Source organism: Sphingopyxis sp. Geo48 (assembly GCF_949769155.1).
In the GTDB taxonomy this organism is placed as follows: Bacteria; Pseudomonadota; Alphaproteobacteria; order Sphingomonadales; family Sphingomonadaceae; genus Sphingopyxis.
This window is the reverse complement of the sequence record NZ_CATKPA010000002.1, coordinates 38,940-56,193: the sequence shown is the minus strand read 5'-3', so window position 1 is coordinate 56,193 and position 17,254 is coordinate 38,940. Positions and strand designations below refer to the sequence as shown.

At 64.1% G+C, this 17,254-nt stretch carries 13 protein-coding genes; 2 read left to right on the top strand and 11 right to left on the bottom strand.

Translation table 11 applies throughout. The features are described 5' to 3' along the window. Nucleotides 1-44 precede the first annotated feature (44 nt). The 4 genes from QOL79_RS06855 to QOL79_RS06840 form a co-directional block, all read right to left on the bottom strand. Complete coding sequence (locus QOL79_RS06855) at nucleotides 45-728, bottom strand: fumarylacetoacetate hydrolase family protein (RefSeq protein WP_283419077.1); 684 nt, start codon at nucleotides 726-728, stop codon at nucleotides 45-47. Between the two features lie 16 nt (nucleotides 729-744). After that, nucleotides 745-1,590: a hypothetical protein gene (locus QOL79_RS06850; RefSeq protein ID WP_283419076.1), complete on the bottom strand. Its 846-nt coding sequence runs from the start codon at nucleotides 1,588-1,590 to the stop codon at nucleotides 745-747. Between the two features lie 94 nt (nucleotides 1,591-1,684). After that, nucleotides 1,685-3,436, bottom strand: a complete 1,752-nt coding sequence (locus tag QOL79_RS06845; RefSeq protein ID WP_283419075.1) for an LVIVD repeat-containing protein — start codon at nucleotides 3,434-3,436, stop codon at nucleotides 1,685-1,687. A gap of 16 nt (nucleotides 3,437-3,452) precedes the next feature. Then, nucleotides 3,453-5,834 (bottom strand): TonB-dependent receptor, encoded by a 2,382-nt coding sequence (locus tag QOL79_RS06840; protein WP_283419074.1) that lies wholly within the window; start codon nucleotides 5,832-5,834, stop codon nucleotides 3,453-3,455. A gap of 284 nt (nucleotides 5,835-6,118) precedes the next feature. On the opposite strand from QOL79_RS06840, the gene QOL79_RS06835 reads away from it, so the two are divergent. Beyond that, nucleotides 6,119-7,900 carry an LVIVD repeat-containing protein gene (locus QOL79_RS06835; RefSeq protein ID WP_283419073.1) on the top strand — a complete coding sequence of 594 codons (1,782 nt, stop codon included), beginning with the start codon at nucleotides 6,119-6,121 and terminating at the stop codon, nucleotides 7,898-7,900. A 10-nt stretch (nucleotides 7,901-7,910) separates the two neighbouring features. Here QOL79_RS06835 and QOL79_RS06830 read toward each other — a convergent pair whose 3' ends face one another. The 6 genes from QOL79_RS06830 to QOL79_RS06805 form a co-directional block, all read right to left on the bottom strand. Beyond that, nucleotides 7,911-9,227: an MFS transporter gene (locus QOL79_RS06830; protein ID WP_283419072.1), complete on the bottom strand. Its 1,317-nt coding sequence runs from the start codon at nucleotides 9,225-9,227 to the stop codon at nucleotides 7,911-7,913. Between the two features lie 137 nt (nucleotides 9,228-9,364). Continuing rightward, nucleotides 9,365-9,991, bottom strand: a complete 627-nt coding sequence (locus tag QOL79_RS06825; protein ID WP_283419071.1) for an aspartate dehydrogenase domain-containing protein — start codon at nucleotides 9,989-9,991, stop codon at nucleotides 9,365-9,367. Nucleotides 9,992-10,014: 23 nt separating this feature from the next. Further along, on the bottom strand, nucleotides 10,015-12,318 hold the full coding sequence (locus QOL79_RS06820; RefSeq protein WP_283419070.1) for a TonB-dependent receptor: 2,304 nt from the start codon (nucleotides 12,316-12,318) through the stop codon (nucleotides 10,015-10,017). A gap of 607 nt (nucleotides 12,319-12,925) precedes the next feature. After that, on the bottom strand, nucleotides 12,926-13,273 hold the full coding sequence (locus QOL79_RS06815; RefSeq protein ID WP_058454823.1) for a putative quinol monooxygenase: 348 nt from the start codon (nucleotides 13,271-13,273) through the stop codon (nucleotides 12,926-12,928). A gap of 46 nt (nucleotides 13,274-13,319) precedes the next feature. Beyond that, entirely contained in the window at nucleotides 13,320-13,733 is a 414-nt protein-coding gene (locus QOL79_RS06810; protein WP_058454824.1) for a nuclear transport factor 2 family protein, read from the bottom strand. 107 nt (nucleotides 13,734-13,840) lie between these two features. Beyond that, on the bottom strand, nucleotides 13,841-14,623 hold the full coding sequence (locus QOL79_RS06805; protein WP_283419069.1) for an SDR family NAD(P)-dependent oxidoreductase: 783 nt from the start codon (nucleotides 14,621-14,623) through the stop codon (nucleotides 13,841-13,843). Between the two features lie 125 nt (nucleotides 14,624-14,748). Between QOL79_RS06805 and QOL79_RS06800 the strand changes: the two genes are divergently transcribed. Then, nucleotides 14,749-15,510 carry a ThuA domain-containing protein gene (locus tag QOL79_RS06800; protein WP_058454826.1) on the top strand — a complete coding sequence of 254 codons (762 nt, stop codon included), beginning with the start codon at nucleotides 14,749-14,751 and terminating at the stop codon, nucleotides 15,508-15,510. Here QOL79_RS06800 and QOL79_RS06795 read toward each other — a convergent pair. Beyond that, a complete protein-coding gene (locus tag QOL79_RS06795) occupies nucleotides 15,507-17,144 on the bottom strand; it encodes a GMC family oxidoreductase (RefSeq protein ID WP_283419068.1) in 1,638 nt (545 codons plus the stop codon). The genes QOL79_RS06800 and QOL79_RS06795 overlap by 4 nt on opposite strands. Nucleotides 17,145-17,254 lie beyond the last annotated feature (110 nt).

Here is a 17,254-nt window from a genome sequence, read left to right as displayed (position 1 = left end):
CATAAACAAATAATACCGAATGACCGCCGCGATATACCTATGCGTTATATAAAGCGGTTCGCGATCGTCCCGACGCCCTCGACCCCGCCCTCGACCAGGTCGCCGGCGACGATACGGCCGACGCCCGCCGGCGTGCCGGAGTAGATAAGGTCACCCGCCTTGAGTTCGACATAGGTCGACAGTTCGGCAACGATATCGGCGACCGGCCAGATCATGTCGGCGATATCGCCCTCCTGCCGCGCCTCGCCGTTCACCGTCAGCCAGATCCGCGCCTTGGCGGGATGGCCGATCTCGTCGGCGCGGCGGATCGGCGAGATCACGGCGCTGGCGTCGAAGCCCTTCGCCATGTCCCACGGCCGCCCCGCTGCCTTCGCGTCGGCCTGCAGATCGCGGCGCGTCAGGTCGTTGCCGACCGCGTAGCCGAAGATCGTTTCGATGGCCCTGTCCTGCGCGATGTCGCGGCCGCCACTGCCAAGCGCCACAACCAGTTCGATCTCGTGATGCAGGTTCGCGGTGCGCGGCGGCATCGCGATATCCGCGTTCGCTTCGACCAGCGCGTCGGCAGGCTTCGAAAAGAAGAAAGGCGGCTCGCGCTCGGGCGAACCGCCCATCTCGCGCGCATGCTCGGCATAATTGCGGCCGACGCAGAAGATGCGGCGAACGGGGAAACGGTCGTCGCTTCCCACGATCTCCACCGTCGGCACGGCAACGGAAAACGGCAGGCTCATGGCATGATCCTCGGCATCAGGCAGGCGGATAGAGCGCCGCGCGACACTTGCCGAAATCGGCGCCTTCTAGGCCGCCTTCCCGCACCGCGTTCCACGGGCTCCCCATCCTGTCTTCGGGGCGATACCAGAAGCCATAGAGCTTGCCGTTCGCCGCGACCAGCGTCGCCGCGCCGATGCTGCCCTCTTCCTTCGAGAACCAGGCAAGCCGCATGATCCGGCCGAAGATCGTGCCGCGCAGCGTACCCAGCCCGTCATTGTAGCAGCCGAAAATCTCATTGCCCTTTTGCCGCAGCGCGATCGGGCCATATTCATGGCCATAAACGCCGCTGACATCGGCGACGGCGGCGGCGCCGCGCTGGTCGAGCGTGCCGATGACGGCAAGGTCTGAGAGCCGCGTCGGCCCCTTGCCAGACCAGTTGCTGTCGATCCGCAGACGGAGCCAGCGCGCCGAGCTTTCCTTCGGAAGTTTCACGACCGTCTGGGCGTCGGCCTTGGCCTCCCCTTCGACGAGCGTTTCGAACGGCCCTTCCGGCCCCTTGGTCGAGCCCAAGAGCGCGAAGCGGCGAACCGGCGAGCCTTCGGCGGTTTGCGACATCGATCCGTCCTCGCGCACCACGGGCTCGAACCGGTTGTCGAGCGCGACGGCAGCGATCTTGCCGTTGCCCGCGAGTTCGAAATTGAGCGCGTGCGGCAGCGTCGTGCCCTTGTCGGACAGCCAGCCATAAGCCGCGCCGCCATCGACGAGGTTGATCGTCCAGGTCGACCAGTGCCGCTTCGCCTCGCCGGGATCGGCCTCCGCGATCCCGCCCCAGCTGATGTGGAGGATATTGTCGCCCGCAGGTTCCGCAGGCTTATCCGCCACATTTTTGGCGGGTGCGTTCGAGCATCCGGCAAGGAGCGATGCTCCCGCCAGCGCGATAGTCCATGCGCGCATAATCTATTCTCCGGTCAGGGGGTCAGCGGCGTTCGGGCCAGATTTTTTTGGGGGCACCAAGGTTCGGCTTGCCAAGCAGCGGGCTCGACAGCGCGTAAACGCCGTTCACCGAAAAGGCCCAGATGATGTTGCGGTCATATTCGGTGTACACGGCAAAGGTCGAATTGCCGAACGTATAGCTCGGCAACTCCTTCTCGGTCGGGAAGCGCGGGACGAAATAGCCCGCGATCGTCGGCTTCGCCGGATCTTTCACATCGAAAATCTGGATGCCGGCATTGTAGAAGGCATAGATCGCCAGCCCTTGCCGCCCGCGCTCGGGCTGGCCGAGCCCGCCCGAGCGCTTCGGCCCGAAGCTGCCCCGGCGTTGGCAATAATCGGTGAAGCCCGCGCCCGCCGGCGGCACCGGCCGCGGGAATTTCGCCGCGACCTTCGGATGCGCGGGATCGCGCACGTCGATCGAGAAAATATCCTTGTACGGCTCGAAGCAGCTCTCGTTCATCGGATAGCCGTTCGAGAAGACGAAGCCGGTGCGGTCGTACTGGCTGACATCGACATTATCGAACTCGGTCCCGGCGTAGCTCGGCGGGACGGTCAAATGGCCGAGCGCTTTCGGCTGCGCCGGATCGCTGAGATCGAACGTATAGAAGCCGAGCCCGCCCATCCCGCCGAAGCCGATCTTGCCGCCCTGCTCGACCGGCTTAGTAAGCACGATCGGGTTGCGCGACCCCATCCAGCTCGTCCGGTTGCCCGCGCGCGGATTGGCGCGGTACGCCGCCTCGCTCGCCTTGTCGCCGATCACCTGGCCCGGCACGGTGATCTGCGAAACGAACTTCGGGTTCGCCGGATCGTCCATGTCCCAGACCTGATAGCCCGGCGAATAGAGATAGTCGGGATATTCGGTGAGGCCGTAGCTGTCGTCGGGCGCGGCCGACAGCAGCATATATTTGCCGCCCCACCAGGTCACCGCGTCGAGCGCGCCCGATCCCTGTTGCTCGCCGATCGGCGCGTCGGGATGCCGGTAGTCGGTCGTCCGCGTCGCGATGAGATCCCATTTGTCGGGCGTCGGCCCGTTCATCACGAAGACCTTGAAGCCCTTCAGCGAATTATAGTGGCGCTGCGCCGCGACCTTGTCGGGTTCGCGCCTTTTGTCGTCGAGCAGGCCGAAGCGACCGATTTCATAGGATGCGACAAGGACATTTCGCTGGAGCTTCTTGTTCCATGCGACGGTGACCCCGCCGAAATAGTCGGTAACAGCCGCCGCGTCCCAGTCCTCGCTCGATCCATCGGCACCCCAGACACCCCCTTTCGACCAGACGATCTTCGCCTTGCGCGGATCGGTGACGTCGAGGATGCGCAGATAGTCGCGGTCGTGCGTGTAGAGATACCGCCGCCCGCCGAAATCGACGACATTCGCCCAGGCGTGCCAAGGCGAGGTCACCGCCGGATAGAAGGCGATGACCTCGACATTCTTGGCGTAGCTCTTCTGGTCCCAGTGTTCGAGCTGACCGGGAAAGCCCGGAACGTCGGTGGTCAGTCGCGTCGAGGCGGGATGGCGGAAGCTGCCATCGGGATTCATCCCGTAATCGACGCCGGGCACCGGGTCGGCGGGCGGGTTTTCGGGCGTCGCCTCCTGCCACGCCTTCAGCCACGGATCGGTGATATTGATGGGACCGGCGGGTTTCTCCTGCCAGTCGGAGGCGGAAAGCGCCGCGGGAGCGAGCAGCGCCGCCAGCATCGCCGCGCCGCCCGTCCAGTATCTGTTGCTGCCCGTCATCGACGACCCTTTCTGCCTAGAAGCGGAACCGCGCCGTCACGCCATAGGTGCGCGGCGGGATATAGGTCCCATAAATCGTGCCGAACAGCTCGAGCTTGCTCGTGAAGTTGAGCTCGTTCGTCAGATTCTTCGCCCACGCCGTCAGCTCCCATTTGTCGTCGGCGTCCCGCACACCGATGCGGGCATTGAGCAGGATTTCGCTGTCGAACTTCAGGATCGGCGTGTTGGGATTGTCGAAGAAATTGGCGCCGGTGTACTGGAAGTCGCTGCCCGCGACGAGCACCAGGCTGTCGCTGATCGGCTGGTCGAGGTTCGCCGCCACACTGAAGGCATGTTTGGGCGTGCGGCGACAGCTGTTGCCGTCGAGGTCGGTGCCGTCGTCGTCGATGATCAGCTCGCCGGTGAAGTTGCACTTCGAATAGGCGTAATTCCCCGACAGCGTGAAGCGTTCGGTCACCCGCGCCTGGAAATCGAGTTCCAGACCGTAGGCGCGCGTGCCATTCTTCGCGTTGAACACGAAATTGTCAGGCGGCAGCCCCGGTCCCGGCGACAGGAACTGGTTGGTCTGGAGATTGTCGTAGGTGGTGTAATAGGCGGCGGCGTTCAGGAAGATACGCCGGTCGGCGAGCGCCAGCTTGGCGCCGGCCTCGAAACTGTCCGCCGTTTCGGGGTCGAACGACACCAGCGCCTCTGCCGGGGTATTCGCATCCTCACCGGTCCAGCCGCCCGGCTTGTATCCCTTGGCGTAGCGTACATAGAGCGTGACATCGTCATTCGGCTCGAACCGCAGCGTCGCGCTGGGTAGCCAGGCGTCCCAGCTTCGCGTTTCGCCGACCACGAAGTTGACCGGCGCCCCCTCGAACGACACGCCCGACCGGTTGTTCGAATAGACCTTGCGGTCATAGGCATAGCGCAGCCCCGCTTCGAGCGTGAGCTGGTCGGTCAGATCGTAGCTGAGTTCGCCGAAGACGCCGATATTGTCGTTTTTCGACGTCGTCACCGTATGGTTGGAGCCCGGAAACGGCGTCCCCGGCGTGCCGCCGAAGGCCATCGCAAAGGCGAATTCCTCGATCGCCTGATAGTCGGGGAACAGGAAATTCACGTCCTCGGCGCGGCGAATTTTTTCGCGCAGATAATAGACGCCGCCTTCGATACGGAGCGGTCCGCCATCGTCCCAGCGCAACCGCAGCTCCTGCGAGAATTGCTTGACGTCCTCGGCCTTGCCGCTGTCGAAATAGCTGTCAGGGACGGTCGCGAGATAGGTGTCGATCCCGGCCAGCATCGCGGGCGTGATATCAGGCGCGTTCGTCGCCGGATCGATCGCGAAATCGAAAAACATCCCCGACCCATCCTCGCGCGCCGCCAGCGATGAATCGCGGTAGGCGGTCTGCGCGGTGATGCTGAGCGCCGAACTCGGCTGCCAGTCGATGCTGCCGCTGACACCGTACATGTCCGAATTCTGGAAGCCGGTAAAATTATGCGCGCCCGACCGGCGCTTGGCGCTCTGGAACGGCGCGTTGCGGTTCGGCAGGACGAAACCGGGCAGGCCGGCGATCGGCGGCGCATAGAAACCGAGGTAGGTGACCTCGTTGCTGTCGGCGGGGTCGATGATGTCGACCCAGCGCGCGCCGTCGCGGTGGCGCGTATAATCGGCCGAAAGATTGATATCGAGCGTCGCGTCGGGCTGCCAGCGGAGCTGCCCACGCACCGACTGGACATTCTGGTCCTCCTCGTCGCCGCCGCGCGTGTTGGTCGCATAACCGTCGTGCTTGCGCGAACTGACCGTCAGGCCGAGGCCGAGCGTGTCGGACACCGGTCCGCGCACCGACGCGGCGACGTCGAGCTTGTCGTAATTGCCATAGGTCGCCTCGAAGCGCCCCTCGAACTCGTTGCCCGGCCTTTTCGTCACATAGTTGATCAGCCCGCCGACGACGCTTTTCCCGAAGCGCAGCGCCTGCGGCCCCTTCAGCACCTCGACCCGTTCGAGGTCATAGAGGTCCAGCAGCGATCCGGTCCCACGCGACAGATACGCGCCGTCGAGGAAGATGCCGACCGCGCCGTCGGCGCCGGCGCCCTGGATGTCGGAACCGATGCCGCGGATGAAAAGTTCGGTGTCGACCGCACGCTCGGCGCTGAGCTTGAGACCCGGAACGCGATACGCAATCTCGGAGAAATCCTTGATGCCCGAGCGTTCGAGCGCGGCGCTGCTGAACGCCTGCACCGAAATCGGCACGTCCTGCAGGCTTTCCTCGCGCTTGCGCGCGGTGACGACGATCTCGTCGCCCGACGCCTCAACGCCGTCATCGGGAGCAGCCTGGGCCTGCGCCGCGGCGGGTGCCGCAAGGGTGGCGACGGTGGCAAGAAGTGCCCAACGCAGGGCGCGTGTCGATTCCATCATGTCCTCTCCTGCAGCCGGACGCGCCTTGTCCTCTACGGGAAAGCATCTGCGCCGGCCTGATTGAATGGCAGGCCGGTTCTTAGTCACCGTTGTATATCTAGATAATAGATTATGCATCTTATGATATTGCATAATCGCTATATCGTCGCTCGATGACGCCGCGACGCGGGCCACACGCGAGGTGCGCTATTCCCATGCGATTATAATGACCCTGCCATAGGATATTGGATCGCCGCCCCCACAAGGCTGACAAGTCTGGCGGGGTTATAGCTCGGGAGGTCTCCATGCGCGACAGGGTGAACAACTATGCTGGCGCCGCGTGCGCCCTTGCGCTCGCGATGGCGAGCATGGCGCTGCCCGCTTTTGCCGGGGAACCGCCGGAAAGCACGGCCAAGGAGCCCCCGCTCACGGCACAAGAAAGCGACATTCCTGATCCAGATATCCGCGCGTGGTGGAACCTAACCTACAATCGCAAGCCCGCGCCGCCGGTGCCCGGCAGAGATTATGGCATGGACCCCGCGACGGGTCGCTTCACACATCCCAAAGCGACGCCGCTCGTCCGGCAAGCGCCGAATTTCCCGGGCCAGCTCGGTTACTGGGACCAGAAAAGCTATGCGAAGAACGTCGAGGTACTGGCGTTCTACAACTTCATTCCGTCGACCGGCCACACCTGGCAGTCGATCGCCGACTTCGGCGGCAAGCGCTACATGTACACCTATTATCGCGCGGGCATGGGGGTGTTCGATATCACCGACCCGCGCAAGGCGAAGCTCGTCTATCGTCGCGGCCAGCGTATCGGCGCCTATGGCAAGCCCGACATCGTCAACCCCTACGGCAAGGGCGAGGGTTTCGGCGCCGCGAACATTTCGTGGCACAAGGGGCTCGGCAAATATGTGATGGTGCAGGCGTTCGAAGTGCCGCGCTATGGCATCATGGACGAGAAATATATCGAACCCGAGGGTGTCGAGACGCTGAAGCGCTGGAAAGGCCTCAAGGGCTTTCGCGTCTATGTAATGGACGGCCCGCTTCCCGACCAGTGGAAGCTCGTTGCCGAGCGGACGACCGATTATCGTCATCCGGACGCGCCGCCGGGACAGCAGCAGGGATCGGGCGCGCTCGACATTCCGGCATGGACGGGCGGCAAATATATGTTCCTGTCGACCGCCCCCGACGACCGCTTCATGCTGACCGAGTTCGCCGACTATATCTACACGCCGGGTTATCAGGTGTGGGATATGAGCGACCCCGCGAATCCCAAATTCGTCAGCCAGTTCGCGGGACCGGGTCAGATCCTTGGCGACGCAGAGCATGAGGCGGCCTATCTGATGAACCCGCGCGCGGGCAACCGCACCTCGTGGTTCGGGTCGCGAATGCCGCCCTTCATGACCAAGGCGCCCGACGAGGGCGGCCGGATCGCCTTCGGCGCGATGGCGGGCCTCGGCCTCTATTCGCTCGACATCAGCGATCCGGCGAACATCCGGATCGTCGGCCATGTGAATCAGGTGCCGAAGTTCGCCGGGACCGAATTCGATAATGTCGACCTCAGCCAATATGAGCGCACGGGCTATATCTTCACCAACGGCTATCCCATGAACGACGAATGCTATGAGCCGTACAAGGATATCCTCGTCATCGACGCGCGCAATCCGGCGGACCTCAAGATCGTGACGAAATTCCCGCGCCCGACACCCCCCGCCGATGCCGCCTTTACCGACTTCTGCCAGCGGCGCGGCAGCTTCGGCCCGAAACGTTCGGGCTACCTCACCCAACCAGGACGCTTCCGCGACGGCATCGTCGCCTATGCCTTCTACAATGGCGGAGTGCAGATCTTCGACGTCAAGGATCCGACCAAGCCGGCGATCGCGGGCTATTTCGTCCCGCGCTTTCCGACCGAGGCAGAAACCGGCGGCCAGTCGCAAGGCAATCTGACCTATGGCATCTTCGCCGAATATGACCGCAACATACTGTGGGCGTTCACCAATCACGGCTTCTATGCGCTGACATCGCCGCTGCTCGGCAAGCCGTCGTTCAAGGCGCCCGCGAAACCCTGGCCGCCGCGCGATTAAGGTCAGGACCCTAGCCGCGCGGCGGCAGGTGGCGGTCGACGAGCAGCATCGCGACCGCCAGCACCAGCAGCGCCGTGGCGACCAGCGCGAAGAAGAGCAGCAATCCGTTCGGCTGCGCGAGCAACAGCCCGGCGCCGAATGCGCTCGCGATTGCGCCGAGCCGCCCGACGCTGATCGAATAGCCGATCCCCGCCGATCGGCACTCAACCGGAAACACGTGCGCCGACAGAGTGAGCAGCAGCACCTGCAACGACAGGACGCCAGCCCCCGCCAGCGCGACGCCGATCAGGATCGCTGCCTGCGGAACGCCGGGCATCGAGAGCAAAGCCGCCCACACCGCGAGCGCCACCAGGCCGCCGCAAATCGTCCCGATCATCGTGCGCCGCGATCCGATCCGCAGCATCAGCGAGGTCAGTGCGAATGACGTCGCGACCCCCGACAGGTTCAGGATCATAGCCCCGCGGATTGCGCTCGCCATTTCAAAGCCGGCGCCCGTCAGCAGCACCGGCACCCAGCTCAGCAGCGCATAGACCGCCATCAACGCCGCGAAAAAGGCGAGACTCATGCCGATCGTCGAACGCCGAAGCGACGGCGCGAAGACATGTCCGCCCTGCGCGACGACCGGCGGCGGTGCGAAGGGCCCGGTCGCCGTGCCGCCTGCCTGCGCGACAAGCTGTGCGATCCGGTCGTCGGCATCGCCGCGCCGCGCGAGCAGGATCGGCGATTCGGGTAGCGCCCCGATCATGACGAGACCGAGCAGCAACGGCAGGCCGCCCCCGACCAGAAAGGCGGCCGGCCAGCCGTAAGCGGGGATCAGCCAGGAAGCGAGCGCGGCGCCGACGATCCCGCCGCAAGGCACTCCGACCGAGATCACGGTGAGCGCGTAGTTGCGCGACCTTTCGGGCATCCATTCGGCCACGAGCGCCGTCGCGTTCGGTACCGCCGCCCCGAGGCCGAGGCCGGTGATGAAGCGCAAGACGGAGAAGCTCGTCACATCGCGGCAGAGCGCGGTCAGCATCGCGGTAACGCCGAACCAGAAGGCGGCGCCGATGAGCGCCGCGCGGCGCCCGTAGCGGTCGCCGATCCGCCCGCCGACGCTTGTCCCGACCGCCATGCCGAGCAGCGACGCCGCCATCACTGGCGCGAGCGCCGCCGATCCGATCTGCCAGTCGGCGAGGATCGCCGGAGCAGCGAAAGCCGCGAGTTGAATGTCGAAGCCGTCGAGCAGGATCACCCCGGCAACCAGCGCGAGAACGCGCACATGGAAAGCCGTAAAGTTCAACCCGTCGATGACTGGCTGGATCGGAACGGCTTCGCCCGGTCTCATACGAACGCCATCGCACCCGAAGCACCGACGACGCGGCGCACCGAAGCATGCACTGCCGCCGCCATTTCGCTACCCGACACCCCCCGCGCGGGCTGACGGCGGCGGATCGACAGGCTCGACCCGTCGCTCCCGCGCGCCTAGACCGCAAGTTCGAGATGGTCGATCGCCGGATCGGCGATCAGCCGCGCGCGGCAGCAGTCGAGCCCGACCGTCGCGAGCGCGCAGGCGACCATTGCGTTGACATTATGCGGATAGCACGCCGCGATGTCGCGGACGCTGCCGTCGAAGAGCAGGCTTTCGTGCGTCGTAGGGCTTCCGGTCAGGCCAAGGCTTGCGGGCGGCTTCCGGAAGCTGATCGCGACCTCCTCCCACATCGCGCGCCATTCGACGAGACTGTCGAGCCCGACGAGCGCGCCATGCGCGACCAGCAGCGAGCGCCCCGACCCCGCGGCGGCCGCGGTCAGCCGCTCACGCAGCCCGTCGTCGGCAAGCGCGGTCAGCGACAGCGGCATATAATGTGCGAAGCCCAGAAATATCTCGCCGTGGCGGTGGCTGATCTCCGGACCTGCAATCTCGACGATCAGATCGGGTGCGGACTCTGCCGCCTTCGACAGATCGTCGAGGATCAGTTCGCGGGGCAAGCCCGCCAGCCGCTCGCGCGATCGGCTGTGAACAAAGACGATCTCGCCCGGCCCGCCTTCAGCGGCGATGCGCCGGTAGAGTTCGGCCCCGATGAACCCGAAGCCGATCAGCCCGATACGCATCGCCGCTCGCCCCGCTTGCGGCGTCAATATTTCCAGCGCAGCGTCGCGCCATAGGTGCGCGGCGGATTGTACGAGACGAGCACCGATCCGATCACGTCGCTCTTGCCCGCTTCATACAGCTCGTTGGTCAGATTCTTTGCCCAGACGCGGAATTCCCATTTGTCGTCCTCGGTAGCGACACCGATCGATCCGTTGAGTACCCCGACCGACTTCTGCAACGTGCGCGGGCTGTTCTCGTTGTCGAAGAAGAAATCGTCGGTCCAGTTGTAGTCGGCGCGGACGAAGGCGTTGAGCCGGCTGCTCACCGGCACGGTGACGTCGCCGCCGATGCTGAACGAATTTTCGGGCGATCGGCGCAGGACATTCCCCTTGAGGTTCGTCGGCACCGGGACCGAGCAGAAGCAGCTCGGATCGTACTGAAGTTCGGTGCTGATCAGGTCGCCGGTGATCTTCGCGTCCATGTATGTGTAGTTGGCGAAGAGGGTCAGCCCGCGAACAGGGGCGAGCGCGGTTTCGATCTCGATGCCTTTCACCCGTGCCTTGCCGGCGTTCGAGATGACGTTATCGGCAGGCAGGTTCGGATCGAAGATCACGAACTGCTGCGTCTGCAGATCCTCATATTCGGTCCAGAAACCGGTGATGTTGAAGCGCAGCCGGTTATCGAGCCAGGTCGTCTTGGCGCCGATTTCATAGTTCCACGCATATTCGGGGTTGTAGGCGACGCGCGCCTCGCCCGGGTTGGTCGCATTCTCGCCGTTCCAGCCGCCCGACTTGTAGCCCTTCGACACGAGGCCATAGAGATAGACGTCCTTCGCGGGCTGCCAGTGCAGGTTGAGGCTCGGTGTCCAAGCGTCCCAGCTCCGCTGGTCGGAAGCGGAAAAGGCGCGGGTGAAATTGCCGTTTTCGTCCTCGAATTCGGCGCCCAGAAAGTCGCCGATCGTCTCGCGATAAACCGAAAAGCGTTTCTTGTCCTTGGTGTAGCGGATCCCCGCGGTCACGCCGAGCGTGTCGGTAATGTCGAACGTGCCCTCGACGAAGGCCGCCCAGGTGTCGCTTTTGAGCCGCGTCTCCGCGATCTCCTTCCCCTGCGCATAGAATTCGACGAAAATATAATCGGCGATCTCGGTGCGATCGACCGTCTCATGCTGGTAGAAAAGGCCGGCGAGGAGGTTGAACGGCCCGTCGAAGTCCGAGCGGAAACGGATGTCCTGCGAGAAGCTCTTCGCGGTCTCATCCTTGTCGTTGATATAGTAATCATCATTGAACAGCGAATGGTCGATCGCGCCGAAATCGATGCGGCCGTCGGGTCCGTAAATCATCTTAGTGAAGTCGATGAAGCTGCCTGCATCGTTGTTCAATGACGCGAACTGGCCCTCGCGCCACGCCGTCACCGAGGTCAGCGTGCCGACGCCCGTATCGTAATTGACGCTGAGGTGTACGCCGCCAAGATCGGCGTCCTGCTTGCCATCGATATTGTTCGGCCCGCGCCGTCGCTCGGCATTCACGAACGGGATATTATGGTCCGACGGGATCTGGATATCGACCCACTTGCCGCCGCCGCGCCGCCGGGTCAGGTCGCCGGTCAGCAGGATGTCGAGCCGGTCGCCCGGCTGGTAGCGAAGCTGCGCCATCACGCCATAGGCGTCGAGATCCTCGACATCGTTGCCGGTGAACGTGTTGCGGGCATAGCCGTCATGATGCCGCGCGCTCGCCGCGATGCTGCCCGACAGGCCTTCCGCCAGACCGCCGGCGACATTCGCCTTGACGTCGAAGCTGCCGTAATTGCCGATCCCGGCCTCGGCGCCGGCGCGGAATTCATCGGTCGGCTTGCGCGTGATGAAGTTGATCGCGCCGCCGACGACATTCTTGCCATAGAGCGTGCCTTGCGGTCCGCGCACGATCTCGACGCGTTCGAGGTCGAACAGTTCGATCGCGGTGCCCTGCGCGCGCGACAGATAGACGTCGTTGAGGAAGAAGCCGATCGCCGGGTTCGACGCGGCGCTTTCGATGTCGGTCCCGATCCCGCGCAGGAAGATATTCGGTTCGGACACGTTATCGGGGTTGAAGGTAAAGCCCGGGACGCGGCTGGCGATCTCCGAAAACTCGTCGATCCCCGATTTTTCGAGCGCCTCGCCGCTGAACGCCGCAACCGAAAGCGGCGCGGTCTGCAAATTCTCTTCACGCTTACGGGCCGTGACGATGATTTCATCAAGCCCGCCGCTGTCCGAAGCCGACGCATCCTGCGCGAATGCGAGTTCGGGCACGATCAACGCGGACACCGCCCCCATCAACACCGCCATCCGGCTCTTGCGCGAAATTCCCTTCATTTCTCAGCCCCCTCGTTTTTGCCGGACAATCGCCCCGCAGCTACCCCAGAGACAGAAAATGACGCGCCATCACCTATCTGAATAATAATAATGCATGTCTGCTCTATATGATTTCCCTTATATATGGACCGAAATGGGCTCGCGGCCTCCAGGTCGGCGACGAGCAGATACCGGGCCAAAAGTCGGGATAATCGCCAATGTGCAAGGCCGCCGCGTCGGATGACAGCCGGCGGTGCGGGCTGATCCTGACACCGCTCCGATCAACGGTCCGCGCGCTCAGGCGACAAAATGCGGAAAATCGCGGGTGGAGATTCTCACTCAAGGGCTGCTTTTGTATCTGCGCCAAGATAAGCGGACGCATATCATTCAAGCTGCTTGCCGGACGCGACCGATGGTCGGTGCCTTTCGCTGCGACCGCGCTGCCGATGGATGCTCGCAACGCGGTTGCGGGCGGTGACCCGATCGGCAATTCGCTCAGCGACGCGATCTGCTAGTGGCAATGGCCGACAGCGCCCGGCGGATCTCGCGATCTAAAGGCTAGAGGACGATGAATATCCTCCGGAACCGAAAAGCAAAACCAGTCTGGCGGAAATTCCGGCAATCATGCTCAGGGTGAAGACTCGAACTCAGCGCTGGCAACGCCTGCGGCGTTATAGACAGCACCCTCCCGCTCAACCGCAAATTTGCGGCTAACCGCGTTGGTGATGCCGAATTGCGAGATATGGTCGAGCATGCCGCGATATTGCGGGCCGGCAAGGTGCATGGCCAACGCATCGGCGCTTTCCCATTCTTCAAACACATGAACGCGCGAGGGATGGTGCGGGTCGGCGGTCCAGAAATAGCCCAGGCAACCGGCCTGAGCCTGAGCCCCTTCGATCCATGGCAGAGCCCCGTCCAATGCCTCGGCTCGGCGCGCCGCGTCGATATCGACCTTTGCTTCGACGATGATCTTCATGGCAGACCCTTTCAGGATTTCCGAAATATGCGCCGGAACGGACGGCTCATTGCGCGACCCGCCGCCGATGCAGCGCGCGAAAGCGGCGGCAGACAAAATACCAGCGTCCTTCGATCTTTGAGCAAGTATCCGTATATTCGCCAAGATCGTTCTGGGTATGTCCGTCGCGGGAGTAGGTTTCGGCGGTGTAGGACCGCATCGTGGCGCGATCGCCTTCAACGATCATCTCGCCAGGCCAGGCCTGGAATATGATACCGGGAAACCCCTTCATCGCCGCGCGCCAGGTTTCGACGACCAGAGCCTTGCCGCGAAAAGTCCCGAAGCCTTCGAGTTCCCATTCGCAACCTTCGGCCCAGGTTGCTGCCCAAGCATCCGCGTTGTGACGACAAACCGCGTCGGCATAGCTGTCGAGCAACTCGCGAAGGGCAATCCGATCTTCCAGCGAACCTGAAAAGGCCATCCCGCCCTCCTTGTACCGTCGCCCGCGTTGTGCGGATGGACGAGGAAATATGGAGGGCGATGCGCCACAGCGGCACTGTTAAATGCGTTAATCGGCGCGATTTGACTTTAGACCCCCATCATCCCCGCAGTCGTCGCGCCGTCGATCACATAATCGGCGCCCGAGATGAACCCGGCCTCGTCGGACGCGAGGAACGCGACCAGCGCGCTGATTTCGTCGAGTTGCGCCATGCGCTTCATCGGCGCCATACCCTCGAACGCTTCACGCGCTGCCGCGGGATCGGGCGAGCGATCTATGACGCCGCGGATCATGTCGGTTTCGACCACGCCGGGAAGGATCGCATTGGCGCGGATTCTATAGCCCTTGCCCGCGCAGTGGATCGCCGCCGATTTGACGAGCGCGACGACCGCCGCCTTGGTCACCGAATAGGCGACATAATTGCCCATCGCGCGGTGTGCGTTCATGGATGAGTTGACGATGATCGATCCGGTCGGTCCTTGCGGGTTCTTGGCCATCGCGCGGATCGCATGCTGGACGGTCAGCATCGCCCCGGTCTGGTTGACCGCGATGATATGACTCCAGGCGTCGATGCCGATGTCCTCGACGCTGGCATCGCCCGCCTCGGTCCCGGCATTGGCGAAGGCGATGTCGAGCCGGCCATATTCGGCCTCGATCTCGGTCATCAGGGCATCCCAGGCCGAGGCATCCTCGACGCGGTGGGCCCGGAAGATGGCGCCGGTCCGGCCTTCGACGCGCGCTGCCGCTTCGACATTCGAGCCGGTGAAGACGACCTGCGCGCCCTCCTTGACCAACCGCTCGACCGTTGCCGCGCCGATCCCGCTCGTCCCGCCGGTGACCAAAGCGACCTTGCCGCCCAGCCTCTGATGCATCGCGCCTCTCCTCTCGCCTGCCCTCTTGCCAGTTTCATGGTCTTCGGGAACCTATCAATACAGCAAGGTGACGGCGGCGCACCGCATTCGCATGATGGCGCCATAACAGGAGGAGAGGATCGGCGATGAGCGACAGCGAACATCCACCCCGCATCAACTGCGTGCTGATCTGCGGCGGCGTCTGGCACGACATGGATTTCGCGCGGCTCGAGCTGCTCAAATTGCTCGCCGAGGACCAACGCGTCCGCACGCGCGTGTTCGAGAATTACGACAATATCGAGGCGATCGAGGGCGCCGACATCCTCATCACCTACACCTGCGATGTTACCCCGTCGCTGCCCGCGCAGGAGGCGCTGAAGCGCTGGCTCGCGAAAGGCGGGCGCTGGTATGCGCTCCACGGCACCAACTCGATCCTCCGCCTGCTCGACACGGGCGTGTGGGATGCGCCGCGCTGGGCCCCGCTTATGATGGACCTCCTGGGGTCGCAGTTCATCAGCCACCCGGCGATCGAACCCTATACCGTCCGCGTCGTCGATCCCGATCACCAGCTCACCAAGGGCATCGAGCCGTTCGAGACGACCGACGAGCTCTATCACCTCGAAACCCACGGCGACCTGCACGTGCTGATGGATACCGAGTGCACCGGGCCGGGCACGGGTTTCGTCGAGGCCGAAGATGCGCCGGGCACCTACCCTGTCTTCTACATCAAGCGGCATGGCGCGGGAGCGGTGCTCTACCTCACGCTCGGTCATTGCCGCGGCCATTACGACCTGCAGCCAATGATGGACTGGTGGCCGACGGTCGACCGCTGCGCGTGGGATCTGCCGGTCTTCTACGACCTGCTGCGCCGGGGGATCGGCTGGCTGAAGGAACGCGAGAGCGCCTAGGCGACCGCGCGCAATTTACACCGATCCTCGCGGATTAGCCCGCTGGCGCGCAAGGCCAAGGCCATGGCCGGGGCATTGGTGTTGCCTGTCACCGGCGACGGCATCACCGAACAATCTACGACGCGAAGCCCACGCACGCCATTGACGCGCAACCGCGCGTCAGTGACGGCCCGATTGTCGCCGCCCATCCGGCACGTCCCGACCCCGTGGAGGCCGCAGGTCGACAGGCGGCGGAAGGCGGCGAGGATTTGGGCATCGCTCTGCACCGCCGCGCCGGGAAGCAGTTCGCGCTCGACGAGGCCGACGAGCGCAGGTTGCGCCATATAGCGGCGCATCGCATGCACCGCGGCGATCGCAGTGCGCTCGTCCTCGCGCGTCGAAAGCCAATTGGGCTTGATGTCGGCAGGCGCGTCGCTGCCCGGCCCGGTGATCATGATACTGCCCTCGCTCGTCAGGCGAAGGAGCTGGCCATAGATGGTCATGCCTGGCTTGCGGTCGATGCTGCTGAGCGGCACCGGATGCTTGTCGTCGCCGAGCGCGAAGGTGTAGCCGCCAAGATAGAGTTGCAGGTCGGGCCGCGCGTCGCGGCTGGTCAGGTTCAGAAAGGCACCGACCTCGAACGGCCCCGTCGCCATGATCCCGCCGCGCGTCAGCATATATTGGGCCATCGCGCGCATCAGCCCGATGCCGAAGAAGCTGCGGTTGCTGCCGACATCGCGCGACAGGCGATGCGGCATCGAAAAGCCCAGATGCTCGCGCATCCGCCCGCCGACATCCGGAGCATCGACGACCGGATCGACCCCTGCCGCCCGCAGCACTTCGGCCGGCCCGATCCCCGAGCGCTGGAGCAGCAGCGGACTTTCCAAGGCGCCCCCCGAGACGATAACTTCGCCGGCGCAGTCGAAACGCAGCGGCTGGCCCGCGACCTTCGCCTCGACCCCGACGACCCTGCCGCTCTCGATGACCAGACGCTCGGCCATCGCATGCGTCACGACGCGCAGGTTCGGCCGCTTCTTCGTCCGCACGAGAAAGGTCGTCGCCGCGCTTTCGCGCCGCCCACTCCGGACGTTATGCGCGTAAAAGCCGACGCGATCCGAGGTCGATGCGTTGAGATCGTCGACGGGCTTTAGCCCCAATTCGACCCCCGCCTGCACCATCGTCTCGGCCAGCGGATAGCTGTGGATTTTCGGCGCCACCCTGACCGGCCCTCCCGCGCCGCGCATCGCGCTGGCGCCGAGACCATGATCTTCCAGCTTGCGGAAAGCATCAGTCATCGCATCGCCGTTCCAGCCGGTGCAGCCGAGCTTTTCCCATTCGTCATAGTCGGCCGGTTCGCCGCGGCTCCAGATCATGCCGTTGATCGCCGACGATCCGCCAAGCCCCTTGCCGCGAATCCACACCTCGCCGGGTGCGCTGCCGTCGCCACGCGGCTGTGACACACCATAGGCCCAGATGTGGTCGGGATTGGTGACGAGCTTCGCGACGCCCTTCGGGATTGTAACCCAGCGGCTGTCATTGGAGCCGCCCGCTTCGAGGAGCAGCACGCGGATGTCCGGGTCGGCGCTCAATTGCTCGGCGAGCACGCAGCCCGCGGACCCCGCGCCGACGATGATATAGTCCCAGCTGTCCTCCATGGCGCCTCTCCTGTCCCACCACGATGTGATCCCGACCGGCCGTCCGCCGCACCTAGCGCAATAAATAGTCCCATCGCCTCGCCCGCGCCATGATAGTGCCGTCGCAAAAG